The 12,873-nt window shown below is 39.9% G+C and carries 18 protein-coding genes and 1 tRNA gene; 11 read left to right on the forward strand and 8 right to left on the reverse strand.

The features are described from left to right. Window positions 1-161 precede the first annotated feature (161 nt). Both MKX60_RS17060 and MKX60_RS17065 read left to right on the forward strand, forming a co-directional pair. Window positions 162-1,181, forward strand: a complete 1,020-nt coding sequence (locus MKX60_RS17060; protein ID WP_341060518.1) for an ABC transporter substrate-binding protein — start codon at window positions 162-164, stop codon at window positions 1,179-1,181. Window positions 1,182-1,296: 115 nt separating this feature from the next. Then, the gene (locus tag MKX60_RS17065; RefSeq protein WP_341060520.1) at window positions 1,297-2,892 is read left to right on the forward strand and encodes a helix-turn-helix domain-containing protein; all 1,596 of its coding nucleotides are present in this window, start codon (window positions 1,297-1,299) and stop codon (window positions 2,890-2,892) included. 1 nt (window position 2,893) lies between these two features. On the opposite strand, the gene MKX60_RS17070 is transcribed toward MKX60_RS17065, so the two are convergent. Then, window positions 2,894-3,085, reverse strand: a complete 192-nt coding sequence (locus MKX60_RS17070; protein WP_341060521.1) for a DUF6199 family natural product biosynthesis protein — start codon at window positions 3,083-3,085, stop codon at window positions 2,894-2,896. A gap of 551 nt (window positions 3,086-3,636) precedes the next feature. Between MKX60_RS17070 and MKX60_RS17075 the strand changes: the two genes are divergently transcribed. Both MKX60_RS17075 and MKX60_RS17080 read left to right on the forward strand, forming a co-directional pair. After that, window positions 3,637-4,533: an SDR family oxidoreductase gene (locus MKX60_RS17075; protein ID WP_076282970.1), complete on the forward strand. Its 897-nt coding sequence runs from the start codon at window positions 3,637-3,639 to the stop codon at window positions 4,531-4,533. Between the two features lie 268 nt (window positions 4,534-4,801). Then, complete coding sequence (locus MKX60_RS17080) at window positions 4,802-5,116, forward strand: hypothetical protein (protein WP_149644136.1); 315 nt, start codon at window positions 4,802-4,804, stop codon at window positions 5,114-5,116. A 37-nt stretch (window positions 5,117-5,153) separates the two neighbouring features. On the opposite strand, the gene MKX60_RS17085 is transcribed toward MKX60_RS17080, so the two are convergent. The 3 genes from MKX60_RS17085 to MKX60_RS17090 form a co-directional block, all read right to left on the reverse strand. Next, window positions 5,154-5,579 carry a DUF1796 family putative cysteine peptidase gene (locus tag MKX60_RS17085; protein WP_341060523.1) on the reverse strand — a complete coding sequence of 142 codons (426 nt, stop codon included), beginning with the start codon at window positions 5,577-5,579 and terminating at the stop codon, window positions 5,154-5,156. Then, complete coding sequence (locus MKX60_RS31715; RefSeq protein WP_445670762.1) at window positions 5,524-5,832, reverse strand: DUF1796 family putative cysteine peptidase; 309 nt, start codon at window positions 5,830-5,832, stop codon at window positions 5,524-5,526. The genes MKX60_RS17085 and MKX60_RS31715 overlap by 56 nt, the downstream gene beginning before the upstream one ends. 79 nt (window positions 5,833-5,911) lie before the next feature. Beyond that, window positions 5,912-6,160 (reverse strand): hypothetical protein, encoded by a 249-nt coding sequence (locus MKX60_RS17090; protein ID WP_076299475.1) that lies wholly within the window; start codon window positions 6,158-6,160, stop codon window positions 5,912-5,914. Between the two features lie 292 nt (window positions 6,161-6,452). On the opposite strand from MKX60_RS17090, the gene MKX60_RS17095 reads away from it, so the two are divergent. From MKX60_RS17095 to MKX60_RS17110, 4 genes are all read left to right on the forward strand, one after another. Continuing rightward, window positions 6,453-6,917: an NUDIX domain-containing protein gene (locus tag MKX60_RS17095; protein WP_340968953.1), complete on the forward strand. Its 465-nt coding sequence runs from the start codon at window positions 6,453-6,455 to the stop codon at window positions 6,915-6,917. A gap of 22 nt (window positions 6,918-6,939) precedes the next feature. Then, a complete protein-coding gene (locus MKX60_RS17100; protein WP_341060524.1) occupies window positions 6,940-7,215 on the forward strand; it encodes a hypothetical protein in 276 nt (91 codons plus the stop codon). 77 nt (window positions 7,216-7,292) lie between these two features. Further along, window positions 7,293-7,703 carry a hypothetical protein gene (locus MKX60_RS17105; protein ID WP_341060526.1) on the forward strand — a complete coding sequence of 137 codons (411 nt, stop codon included), beginning with the start codon at window positions 7,293-7,295 and terminating at the stop codon, window positions 7,701-7,703. Window positions 7,704-7,707: 4 nt separating this feature from the next. Continuing rightward, a complete protein-coding gene (locus tag MKX60_RS17110; RefSeq protein WP_341060528.1) occupies window positions 7,708-7,974 on the forward strand; it encodes a hypothetical protein in 267 nt (88 codons plus the stop codon). Between the two features lie 67 nt (window positions 7,975-8,041). Here MKX60_RS17110 and MKX60_RS17115 read toward each other — a convergent pair whose 3' ends face one another. After that, entirely contained in the window at window positions 8,042-9,001 is a 960-nt protein-coding gene (locus MKX60_RS17115) for a hypothetical protein (RefSeq protein WP_341060529.1), read from the reverse strand. A gap of 327 nt (window positions 9,002-9,328) precedes the next feature. Between MKX60_RS17115 and MKX60_RS17120 the strand changes: the two genes are divergently transcribed. Continuing rightward, window positions 9,329-9,568: a hypothetical protein gene (locus MKX60_RS17120; RefSeq protein WP_341060531.1), complete on the forward strand. Its 240-nt coding sequence runs from the start codon at window positions 9,329-9,331 to the stop codon at window positions 9,566-9,568. A gap of 93 nt (window positions 9,569-9,661) precedes the next feature. On the opposite strand, the gene MKX60_RS17125 is transcribed toward MKX60_RS17120, so the two are convergent. Further along, window positions 9,662-9,802 (reverse strand): hypothetical protein, encoded by a 141-nt coding sequence (locus tag MKX60_RS17125; RefSeq protein WP_156113100.1) that lies wholly within the window; start codon window positions 9,800-9,802, stop codon window positions 9,662-9,664. A gap of 513 nt (window positions 9,803-10,315) precedes the next feature. On the opposite strand from MKX60_RS17125, the gene MKX60_RS17130 reads away from it, so the two are divergent. Beyond that, on the forward strand, window positions 10,316-10,468 hold the full coding sequence (locus MKX60_RS17130; protein WP_340968957.1) for a hypothetical protein: 153 nt from the start codon (window positions 10,316-10,318) through the stop codon (window positions 10,466-10,468). Window positions 10,469-10,916: 448 nt separating this feature from the next. Here MKX60_RS17130 and MKX60_RS17135 read toward each other — a convergent pair. Together MKX60_RS17135 and MKX60_RS17140 are read right to left on the reverse strand one after the other, a co-directional pair. Next, window positions 10,917-10,988, reverse strand: a tRNA-Val gene (locus MKX60_RS17135). Window positions 10,989-11,119: 131 nt separating this feature from the next. After that, window positions 11,120-11,422 carry a hypothetical protein gene (locus MKX60_RS17140; protein WP_042187286.1) on the reverse strand — a complete coding sequence of 101 codons (303 nt, stop codon included), beginning with the start codon at window positions 11,420-11,422 and terminating at the stop codon, window positions 11,120-11,122. Between the two features lie 328 nt (window positions 11,423-11,750). Here MKX60_RS17140 and MKX60_RS17145 point away from each other — a divergent pair, with 328 nt between their 5' ends. Next, window positions 11,751-12,827, forward strand: coding sequence for a site-2 protease family protein (locus MKX60_RS17145; protein ID WP_341060532.1), 1,077 nt, complete (start codon window positions 11,751-11,753; stop codon window positions 12,825-12,827). The last annotated feature ends 46 nt before the right edge of the window (window positions 12,828-12,873 follow it).

A 12,873-nucleotide genomic window follows, 5' to 3' on the forward strand; every position in this document is an offset into this window, starting at 1 on the left:
AATAATAAGAAATTTGTGAAGAAGGGAAGAAACTAGTTAATAGTTTGTATAAGATTTTTGCAGAGAAAGTGCATTGAAAGCTATAAAAGTCATGCTACTATTGTGATAATGATTATTGAGAATGATAATCAATGAAAATATAGCATTGGAGTGAAGGGATAATGGTAAGATGGGGTCGGAAGTTTTTATGGTCAGCAGTACTTATTATGGCATTGACCGCGCTGGCGGCATGCGGAACGAATAGCAATACTACGAAAGATAATGTTGCTAAAACAGAGAATGCAGAGGAATCAACCTCAGCTAGCAGCACACCGAGCGAAGAAAGTGGAAATGCTTCGGAAGAGGTTGCAACTCGGACGATTACAGGGGAATTCGGAGATGTTGAGATTCCAGTCAACCCTAAACGGGTGGCCGGGATTTACCTTGAAGATTATTTGAAGGCATTGGGGATTACCCCGGTGGTTCAGTGGTATCATCCAAGCTGGGGCAAACAGGATTACTTAAATCTCGATGTGCCAGAATTTGATATCACCGGAAGCTTGGAAGCGTTGTTGGAGAAAGATCCTGACTTGATTATTGCGGACGGAGGCGCGGATGCGGCGAGGTATGAACAATATTCCAAGATAGCACCAACGTATCGTCTCCCTGAGGCGGCGCTGCAGGACTCAAGACAAGTGCTTACAGCGATTGCAGATGCGCTCGGTATTCCGGAGAAGGCTGAGGCTGTGCTCGCCGAGTATGATCAGAAAGTGGCAGATGGAAAAGCTAAACTGCAACAGGCTCTGGGGCAAGATAAAGTAGCAGTGATCCGGCTCAACGTAGCGGATAAGACCTTTGCTTTGTTCGGTGTTAAAAACCGTTTTATCGGTGTGATTTATTCTCAATTTGGTCTGACACCCGTACCTATGGCTGCAGAAATGACCGAATATCAATCTATTATTTCCGAAGAACTTATTCCTCAGCTCGAAGCGGATCATATCATCGTATTCCCTGACAACGGGGGCTGGGATACTGAAGGGAATCAGGAAGCGATCCAAATTCTTGATGGGCCGCTGTGGAAGAGCCTACCTGCAGTGAAGAACGGGAATGTTTATAGAATGGAACGTTCCCACTGGCAGACTGGTGCCATCACGGCCAATTCGATGAAGCTTGATGACCTGCTGGAAGCTATGGTGAAATAAATGGCAGCCGCCTTGAAGGAATAGCAAAAAGAAGGTCTATCAGCACCCTTGATAGACCTTCTTTTTTGTTTTACACTGAAGTGAATGAAAATGGTTCTCAATTGGGGGCGGGAGAATGGCAAAAGATTTGCAAGACAGCAATAGAAGGAAGCTATTCTATAGCTTGATAAATATAGAAACCCAATCCCTGTCAGGAAGCGGACAGAGTGAGGTGTTTCAGGATCATACGCTACTCATTGTATCGGAAGGACAGGGATATGTTGAGGCTGAGTTGAGGCAGTTTCCACTGGAAAAAGGTACTGGGTTCTTGTTCGAACCAGGGTTATTAAGCAAAATCAATGCCGAGGAGCGGGGGCTTAGCTTTTATCGGCTTACTTTTGAAATCATCGAAACCGGGGCAAACAGGCAGAGTGAAATAGAAGGAAGGACTAAAGAGGACATCCTTCGATCTGGTTTGTTAAGCTGTAGACCCTTTTCACAATGTAAATTACTGCTAGAGGCTATCTACCATAGCCGTAGAAGCACAGATGAGATCGAATGGTTCGCAGGCCATACGCGCTTTCAGGAGCTGCTACTGCTAATCATGCGTGCAAATTCCTCTTTCGTTCAGGTCACGGGTGATCATGAGGCAATACAGCGTTCCATTCACTATATGGAGGAGCATTATAACCAAGCCGTAACCGTCGATCAGTTGGCTGAAGTTGCAGGTATTACACGTGCGCGGTACACACAAACATTTAAAGAGGTGACAGGGAGGGTTCCCTTGGAGCATTTGAACGGGCTTCGTATCGAAAGAGCGCAGCAGCAGCTACTGCTGACGAATGACCGTATGCATGATATCGCGGTATCCGTCGGATATAGTAATGAGTATTATTTTAATCGGCGTTTTAAAAGATCGGTGGGTGTTACTCCAGGCCAATACAGAAGCTTCCATCAGGATGGATTGAGGGTGTTTGCTCCTTTTTTGGAAGATTATCTATTGGCTCTGGATATTACGCCTGTGGCGCAATATTCTCACGCCGAGTGGGGGAAACAAGAGTACTTGGCTCTCCACAATGTGCCTGAGGTAGATATTTCGACTCGTAATTGGCAGGAGCTCTCCCGGTATACACCCGAATTGATCTTGCTGGATAATGGCTTTCATCGTTGGCATCTGGAGGAGTGCAGCCGGATCGCTCCGTTGTTCAAGCTGCCTGTTCATCAAGAGGATTGGCGTGCCACATTGTATTCCGCAGCAGCAGTCTTTGGCAGAACGGAACGTGTCCAGGAAGTGATCGACAATTATGAGCATCAGGCACAGCAAGCCAAGCAGCTGCTTACCCGTTCCGTCCATAGTCAGACCATAGCTTGTTTAAGAATCTCAGTCTACGGAATCACTCTCTATGGATGTGAGCATTTGGGGTATACAGGAAGCGTGCTTCATCATGATTTGGGCTTGCAACCCCATAGCTTGGTTCGGAAGTTGACCCGTGGAAAGAATCGGGTAAACCTGACTAAAGAAGAGCTTGCTAATCTGACTGCGGATCATTTGTTTATTACCTTTGATCGGCTTGAAGGGGGAGGACGGGAACTGCTGGATACACAACTCTGGCGCAACTTACCTGCTGTCCGTAACGGCTGCGTATATGAGGTGGATTTCATGGCCTGGATGAATTACGGCGTATTGTCGCATCAGCGTAAGATTGAGGATGTATTAAGAGCGTTAGGATAAGTCAGAAACTAGACCAGATAAAAAAGAGGACAATAAGTACCACTATACTGCTGACGCGGGTCATTAATAAATAAGCCTCACTCGGCTCAACGTCACCTTTGACCATCCATCCATATCTCATGTACCATCCGAATCGTGGGAAAAAGATGTTAAGTAGCGCTAACAGAACAAAGAGGAAAATAAAAAAGCCCATGATTTATCACTCCTTTATGTAATGTATACGCGAAACTGTATGGAGGGTGTCCCGATTCATGTGTGAGTTTCCATATATTTATTTAAGCTTACGCAATATAGACTGATAAAAAATGAAAATTGCTTAAGGAGCGGATAAATCGTATGGAACACACAGGTCTTTTTTTCGGAGGGGGAGTAGGTGTTTTGTTCTTTTTAATTTGGTTGATATCAATTGGCTTGGGAATCTACTTCTTCGTCCTGCTAGTAAAATTGGCACGTAGAGGAATAGTGGCTTTAGATTTATACATCTACGCTAAAAATCGTGAAATACGTACTCGTTATGAGTCGGTTCCAGACAGGTCAGAGGAAATTTAAGGCCATTAAATGATTAATGATACTTAAAGTATGAGATACCCTAGCTACCTTAACAGGTAGTTGGGGTATTTTTTGTGGAAATATTCAGGACTATGCTATCGATGAGGTATGTTTAGCGGTGTACTGTTGTGTTTACATAAAAAAGAGTTCGTTAAATAAAAAATGGTTTTCTAAAAATAAAGGAGGAATTGATCGATGTCTAACCAATATACGATGCAAGATCCTACCACTCAGTACACCAAGGCAGGACCTGAATTTCAACAGCAGCAACAAGAGCCGGGGCTTCAGAAGAAGATGAATCCCGTGCCTGATACAGGTGAAGATACCTATCAAGGCACCGGACGTCTGACTGGACGAAAAGCGATTGTTACAGGGGCAGACAGCGGGATAGGCCGAGCTGTTGCGATTGCTTTTGCTCGTGAAGGCGCAGATGTTGTCTTATCCTACATGCCGGAGGAAGAAGAAGATGCAAAGCAGGTTCTCAAGCTGGTGCAGGAAGCAGGACGAACCGCAATCGCCATCCCAGGTGATCTTAAGGACGAGGAGTACTGTGAACAGCTCGTCGATACTGCGGTCAAGCAGCTGGGTGGGATTGATATTTTAGCCAATGTAGCGGGCAAACAGCAATTCGTCCCCGATATTGCTGATCTTACTACGAAGCATTTTGACGATACCTTTAAAACGAACGTATATGCTATGTTCTGGCTGTGTAAAGCGGCAGTGAAACATATGCAACCGGGTAGCGCCATCATCAACACTTCTTCCATTCAAGCCTATAACCCTTCGCCCATCCTGTTGGACTACGCGACGACCAAGGCTGCGATCAATACATTCAGTAAATCTCTCGCTCAGCAAGTCGCTGGTAAGGGGATTCGAGTCAATGTAGTGGCGCCAGGTCCCGTATGGACACCTCTTCAGGTGGTGGGTGGGCAACCAGAGGAAGTGCTGAAGGAGTTCGGTGCGAGCACACCACTAGGCCGTCCGGGACAGCCTGCAGAGATGGCTCCGGCTTATGTATTTCTTGCTAGCCAGGAATCGAGCTATATTAGTGGCGAAACGCTAAATGCCAATGGCGGAACTCCAACCCCATAGAATATTTATTGGGATGTTGGTATTGTAAATATGGAGAATTATTCAAAAGTACCCTACTAATTATAGCTGTGGGGTGCTTTTGTTTTTATATGGAGAAAGGTGTATTATAGAATTTAATACTTTTTATCCCATTATTTTTATAGAATATGATCTAGAACTGATCAAGAATGTCGAATACATAGATTTCCTGCGATTACCCGAGAAATATTTGAGTTGGTACAAGGTTTAGAGTTTAGTGTAGACCATAGAAAGAATTAGGAGCTGTATTATGTGTAAAAAGAAACTAGCAATACTCATTTTTTCCTTTGTTCTGATCATGGCGTGTTTTTCATCAGGAGCAGTCTTTGCGGATAAAGGAAACGGAGCTGTAATGGATAGTGGAACAAAGGAAAGGCTGATGGAAAAGTATGATCTTGTAGAGCCTGAACTTACAAATCCAAAATCACTTTGGAGCCAAAGCGATTTTGGAGTCAGTAACCCTATTGCTATATTTGTAGGTATCAGTAGGTTATATCTGAATCCATATGTTTTTGCTGCGCAAGAAATGATTAATCATTTGATTGACCGAAGCCGTCAACATTAATGACCCATGAGAGGGTCATTTTTTAATAAGAGATAAATTAATCGCTCGTTATTTGTATATCTTTCAAAATATAATCCCAGCTATCATAATCGTTCATATCATCAGGAAATTCTAACACACAAATATGATTAATATTCCAATGGATTTCTCGTACTGATGTTAATTCACGAACGGGATAAAGGATAAGGACAGTGAATTCGTTCGGCTTTAATATATCAGACAAAATCGCTTGTAGCTCTACAGCCTGTTCGTATGTGGCGAACCATCTAATGAATAGAATTTTTTTACTGCGTAGTAATTTGTCCCAAAATCTCTTAATTCGTAAATCCAGCTTTGCTTTATAAGATGGATAGGTCGTAGACCAATGTTTACCTAAGGTGATAGGAAAATCATGTACCGAGATAATGTTATAAAAGGTATCCTGAATAAAATACGATTTCACTAACGTATTTCTTGTTTCCATTAGGATAAGCGGGCACTCCATCCTCTAGAAAAAAATGTGTCTCTTCGAGCATTTTCAGATTTGTTAACTCCATGAAATTCTGAAATCTATTTTTATAAAGTCTGTTTACATCAGTTAATGAATAAGAAATCATCCAGTCGAGAGGCATGGAGAATGTTCTCAAGTTATTTCTTTGCATATTTATAGCAGGAGCACAAGACATACCTAAGCTTACGATTAAATCATAGCTCTTCTTTACATCTTGTAAGTTCATGGACTCACCTAATTTCGATCAGATTCAGGTTCTATTCAACGTTAAAAAAGAGCAGCAACTTAGCTGCCCTCTGAAAATATTAATGGCGTTGTAACAGCAAATAGCCGCTAATCCTTGAAGTTTTTTTACGAAACACAACTTTAAAACCAATGTCATTATCTAATAAACAAGCTAAGGCGGTGTCAAGTAGCCCGTTGGGTCTTAAGCTAGGTCGACAAGGCTCAGCATTTCCAATGATGCGGACAGAAATAATCCTACGTGCAGAGCCACGAACCAAAGGATTTCTGCTCCAAGTGATCAATACCAAATCAGGTTGACGAGTTGCCATTCTGATCCACCCCTTTCTATTAAGCTTCTCTATATAAAATGCACAATAGATTGTAATGTGCTAAACAGAAGCGGAGTGCTATTTTGATCAGCGGTGAGAATTAAAGAGTTACTCTTGTTTAATTTAGGTTTTCAGAATACAATAAAGTGAATTTATGGGATTTTCGAATGGCGTAAACGTAGATGACCACAAGGGAGCATATATTCATAACACCGTACGACTGAGCAAGTATTTGATCAATGATCAAATACTTTTTTATTTTCGTTTATAAGAAGCTAAATAGGGGGACACGATGAAGATAGGGAAACCGATTAGAAAGAAGGTATACGGATTTATTTTGCAAGACAATGAAGTTGGAGAAAAGACCTTATTAGTTTATCTTAATGTACCAGAAGTACCCTTTAGATTAGTAGGTGGTAATGTCGATGCCGGGGAAACAGAAGAAGAAGCCTTATTCAGGGAAATTCAAGAAGAAAGTGGACTTAAACAATTTAAATTAGTAAAGAAAATAGGAACACAATATTATTATAAGGATTATATAGATGCAAATGTTGAAAGACATGACTACCTTCTGATTCCAGAAACAAGATTACCTGAAAAGTGGAGATTCACTGGAGAGGGTGAAGGAGAGGACTGTGGAACTGTTTTTAACTACCAGTGGATAAAACAAGATGAAATATACTTATTAGATAAAGAATTTAGAGAATATATGTCGGGAAAATACATACAAGAATTGTTCGGCAATGGCATTAGATGATCCTTACTCTGAGGTGATAGATATGAATAATCGTAAAATCTTCTCATTTCTTCCTTTGATCATTTTTTTATTTATAATATGGTACCTTTTGATGGCAAGTACTGCAGCTGTTGTTAATGTAGTGTCAGTAAATAAAAGAGAAATAGTAGTACAAAATATGAGCGGTGATCAAACTACAGTCACAATCCCAAAAGGAATATTTAAGTTGATTAATATAAATGAGGAGTACTTTGTTTCCTATAATAGTAGAATAGGGCAAAAACCTTTTTTAACTTCAATAGAACCAAGTGCTAAATGATTATTGGAAGCAGATTTAACAATAGAACTTATGAATAAAATGGCTGATATATAAAGCATAAAATTGGTGGGATTACTTTGCGTGTAGTTAAGCATATCATGTTATGGTTTGTTTCGACGATTCTGTTCACGTTGGCCTCTTTTGGATTAGAGCTCTTGGAAGGAAATAAGATCAGTACGACTGAATATTACGGGTTTCAAAATATAGGATTTGTTTTTATTTTCTTAGCATTTCTTTTTTCAGCCGTTCTTTACCCAATTATAATTTTTCCTTTCTCTTGGGTTGTTCAAATGATTGCAAATCCTTTGATTAGCCGCATAATGATATTGCTTCTGAGTGGTATCGGGGGATATGTTTTCTTTTACAAGGCATACGATGAACGCTTTATACAGGAATATCATTTGAATAGTAGTATAGCCATTATCCTTTTTGGTATTGCCGGTTCCATTTATGTCTTGGTGGATTATTATCTTGATCAGAGGAGTTGAATATATGAGCTATTTTGAAAGAGTTAATAAAATATCAAACATTTTATTTTGTGTTTTTGGATTGTTTTTTATTTTGACTATAATTTTCTTTTCTACTAGCAGCTTCTCAGAAATCTTGCGTTATAATTTCACAAATGACTTAAGAGGAGCAATGATTACAGTCATTTGTTTTATGATCTCTTTATTTTCACTTGCCCTGGGCATTACTTTGAAATGTCTTGTAAAAGACTCTGATGAAACGATCCAGCTTATTGCCACAAGAATAAAGTAGTTGTTGAAATCTCAGCAAGTATAACAAATCCCTGCAACCTGAGGGGTTGGCAGGGATTTATTTTAATCTAAGAATTGGATAATTTATCTACCTCATCACTAAAAGCATCCTGGTACTGATTGAATATTCCTGTATCTAATTTAGTGGTAGCATCATTTGCTATAGGAGGAGTATCTTGGATTTGCTTGTACATACGATCAATCTCACCAGAGAGCTTAGACCAGATGTTTTTAATTGAATCGTATTTTGCATCCAGGTTGTTGATGTAATTATCGTATTCTAATTTTTTACTCATCGCTTTTCCTAATTGTTCAATTGTAAAATCTATATCTATGGCTTCACCTGTAGAGCTAGTACCTGAACTTGCATACCAACTGATATCAACAAATCCAACATTCCAAATATCTGAAATGACAAAATTACTAATTTCTTTAAGTGTCGCTTCAGGAGACTGTTCAGTTGTACCTGAATCAGATGTGTTTTTTACAGGCTCTTTGAAGAATTTTCTCATTTCGTTAAAGGGTTCTTTATTCTTATCATTAGACGAATATCCCCAACCAATTTTATCATCCTTAATAAAAATTATAAGTTCACTATTGGAGGACGACTTTTCACCTTGAATTAGGACGATTTTGTCTTTTCCACCATCCTTGTCAGTATAATCAGCTGATTCTATTACTGAAGCGTTCTTAAGTTTGTTATTCTCAGGTGTCTCGGTAGATTCAGCCATTTGAAAAATTGGTTGTACATCAGGAAGTATATTTTCGGATACGAACTTCTTTTTCGTTTCGATATCTGAACCATTCAGGAAAATTTCCACATAATCGAGAGCTAATTTCTCGGATTCTGAAAGTTTCTTCTCTGGCACTGGTGTTGCAGCAGCTGTTTTTGAAGAGTCAGCTGTTGCTTCAGACTGAGTAACTTCTGTAGATGTTGTATTCTTTTCCTCTGAATTTGTTTTGGAACTACCACATCCTGTAAGAAGCACAATAGTTGCAACGATACATAAAAAAGCCTTTATTTTCAATCTCATATCCCCCTAAATCTGATAGTAAATACTAATTAATTCTACCAGATATAGGAATAGTAATCTATGTAATGATGAAACCATTATATTGGATATTCGTATTCCTATAAAATGATGTTGAAAGGTCGTGTGCGTGATGGATAATGGGTATTTTGTTGGATGGGGTACATTAGCATTAATAAATGCTGGCTTAGCACAAGGTAAAAATAGGAGTGGATTAAACTGGTTTTTAATTTCTTTGCTTTGTGGCCCATTGGCTACATTTTTTCTTGTGATATCGAGTAAGCTGCAAATTCATTAGCCCATTATATTTCGGGAGGGGATTTTTTGCTGAAAGCACTAAGGCTGTTCGGTATTCTATTTAGTACAGCAACAATCATTCTGGCAATACTATTTTTCCGCGGTCAGGATCAAGTGATCATGTCTTGGACAATGATGGGGATGTGTGGAGCTCTGATTTTTAATGGAGGAGCTACCTATTTTAAAACTAAAGATAAAATGGCTGCTCTGTCTTCGATTGTTGGGATGGTACTCTTAATATTCTCGCTTACTAAATTTCCATTTTAATAAAACACCCCATCAACCAATAAAGGTCGGTGGGGCTTTTTTACGTTTTATCTCTTTTTCAATCAAGTTATAGTAGGTTGCTGCAGGCTATGCTTATTTTTTTTTCTTCTTTGTGGGTCCAATCTGGCGCCTTACTTTATTGTTCTCATCAACCTCAATAATATAAATGTCCTTCACTGTACCGGAAAGAGTAAACCATTCACGTAGAGCATCAGCTTCAGTCATTGGTCCCAATATTCGTTTTCCCCTATAACATATAAAAAACACTCCTACTCCTTAGTGAGTTTGCGAAAATGCAATAATCCTCAAAACGATACTCATTAACGATTTTCAGTAAGTCTCATTATTTTATATTAATGCTAAATTATAGGAGATGCAATGTTGAGAGGTTGTTCCTGTTTAGTTCAAGTAACGTTTAGATAAGGAATCATAGGGATGAGACCCCATAAGGAGAGATAAACGGTTCCAGAAGAATGGAAATCAACGCTGTGCGAATTTGATGTCATCAAAGAAGGTTATTGGAAAGGTTGGGGACACCTTAGACCAGTGGTTTTCGTGGTTGTTTATAGATTCATGGCGATGTTATTTTTGACTTTTCGAAGTTTATGCGAAGCTATCAGCAAGCACGATATTAAACAGCGATTGACAAAATAGAAGAGCTGCCTAATACTAATTGATAATCATTATCATTGTTTAAGATGTAATTAACTTAAATAGATTGTGTAACGGATCGGAGTGAAATGCAAGATGAAGCTGGAAGATCATATTGCCGCATGGAATTATGCAGCCGTTAAAGTGCTGGATATTCGACATGCTGTGATGGAACCTGGGGACAAGCTGCAAGGCTATATATTGATTTTTCATATTATTCCGATATCTAATCTCTTGATAAGCAGCTAGATTTTGTAGTTGAGAAGCTAGTGTCAACGTATGAAAAAAATAGAAAGCTAGATGATAAAACAGCTGTTATCCCTAATTTAAGAGGGTAATCGTATTTCGGTCTGTTTTTACTCCTAGGAATATTGCTGCTGCTTTCAGTAGCGGCTTCTTTCTCTTTTGGTTCTGATTCCATGAGCCTGAAGATGGCATGGACAGCGATAGAATTGAAAGGATTGTAAACAGGCTTCCACGTATTTCATGTTGCAAAAGTGGGAAGGGAATTATATACCAGTAAAGCGGTATTTAGGAATTGGTTGAAGGGTAGAAGCGATGATATTTCCCAGAGGATCAGATGAACTGATACGAAAAGTAATCGCAATTCGTATCAAATTCGTATCACAGGGGTTTTTAATAGAATGATAAGTGAATAGAAAACAAAAAAAGCCTTGAAATTCAAGGCTTTTCGATATAGGACGGATGGGGTTCGAACCCATGACCCCTACCCTGTCAAGATAGTGCTCTCCCGCTGAGCTACCGTCCTGCGACGAATTTCATAATACCATACGATAGAGTAGGATGGCAATTCTTTTTTTACAATCTATAGGGATGATAGTTTACATAGTCTTTAAAATAATAAGAAAAGGGGATGCCGCTCCATCCCCATGAGCCACGTCAGATAAAGAACGGGAGTAGAAATATATCGCTTATACCGAAAAAAGGGATGCGTCGTGGAAAGAAGCGACGTCTTGGGAAAAAGCCAGGCCGGAAACCAAATTGTCTATACGCCGATTCGTGTGTAGGCATTCCGTTTAAACGTTCTACCATTTCGTTGCTAGGAACCGCAAGAGTAACATAGTTTTGATCTACATGGGCAATAAAGCCATCAAAGGACTGACCGTCAGTCGTTGTAATACCAACGTATTTGTTCATACAATTCCAACTGACCTGTTGATGTAAATTTGCATTTGTATCCATAAATAACCTCCTCAATTGAATAACCCTGATAACAGTTTATGGTTCGTAGCCTATAACGTTCACGGCGTTAGCCCATAAGGTAACCATAAAATTTGGGTTATTTTGTGTGAGGTGGTGGTTGTGTATTGGAGCGGAATCACTTTCTTCCCTTAAATAATAGTGAAAATTATCCATTATCTGTTTGTTTGACCTTGAAACGATTCTAAAAGTTGCGTCGTATACTTAGCCGAGTGCTTTTTTATGGAAATACTCCTTAAGCACTTATGATAAAATGGAGGGTAATGTACAGCAGTTAGATAAAAATTGAAAGAAAAAGGAGCTTGAGATCTTGCCGCAAAATGAGCAGAAAAAGAATTCTTCCACGCCATGGAAATGGTTGGGGGGCGGGGCGGCGATGCTCCTGTTTAAAGGAAAGGCGATTTTGTCTCTTCTGAAAATAGGTAAAATTGCCGGGCCGTTAATATCAATGATGATTTCAATATGGGCTTATGCTTTGATTTACCCGTGGGGGTTTGCCGTGGGCTTTGTCCTGCTCTTGCTAGTCCATGAATTAGGACATGTAATAGCAGCGAAACGGATCGGGCTTCCAGTCAGCGCTCCACTATTTATACCGTTTTTGGGAGCTTTAATTACAATGAAAAAACAGCCGCTGGATGCCCAGACGGAAGCTTATATTGCTTTTGGAGGTCCGATCTTAGGAACCATTGGGGCTACAGCCGTTTTTGGGGCGGCTTATTACATGGATAGTCCACTTCTCTATTCCTTGGCTTACATAGGTTTTTTACTTAATCTGATCAATCTGCTGCCGATTCACCCGCTTGACGGTGGCCGTATTGCAACCGCGGTGACGCGCTGGCTGTGGCTTGTGGGGCTCGTGGGTGGTTTAGCCATCATCATCTATATGCGTTCGATCTTGTTCTTTATTATTTGGGCGTTATTTGCTTACGATCTGTATAACAAATATGTGAAGAGACGCACTAACAATCGCCTTTATTCTGTAACGAAGAGTTTCTTAATTCCAGTAGAGCCACTTAGAGATGCAGGCTACATGATTCCAGGACCAGAGCATAGAAGAGATTTACCTTTTACTACTTACAGTGATTTGGAAAGACAGCAGTATGTAGGGGTGAGATGGGATCAACTGAACTACATTGGTAGAGCTACGCTTCCGCAACAATGCATCATTGAAAAGGTACGTATCTCGCAGCTAGAGCCTGTGACCTTAGAGAATGGGCTTCATCTTAAGATGAATTGTGATATTAGCTATTCGGTCTACGAGAACGATAAGTATTACGATGTGCCGGCTAGCTCACGCTGGAAATACGGTATCGCTTATTTTGTATTAGCTGGCTTTCTGGCAGGAATGATGTACATGGTCCATGCCGTTGGAAATGTGAATCTATAAGGGTTAGAATCGGGCAATGAAGTGATCCAATGGTTTATAAAACTCA

Origin of the sequence: Paenibacillus sp. FSL R5-0914 (assembly GCF_038004525.1) — a bacterium.
Classification (GTDB): domain Bacteria; phylum Bacillota; class Bacilli; order Paenibacillales; family Paenibacillaceae; genus Paenibacillus_AQ.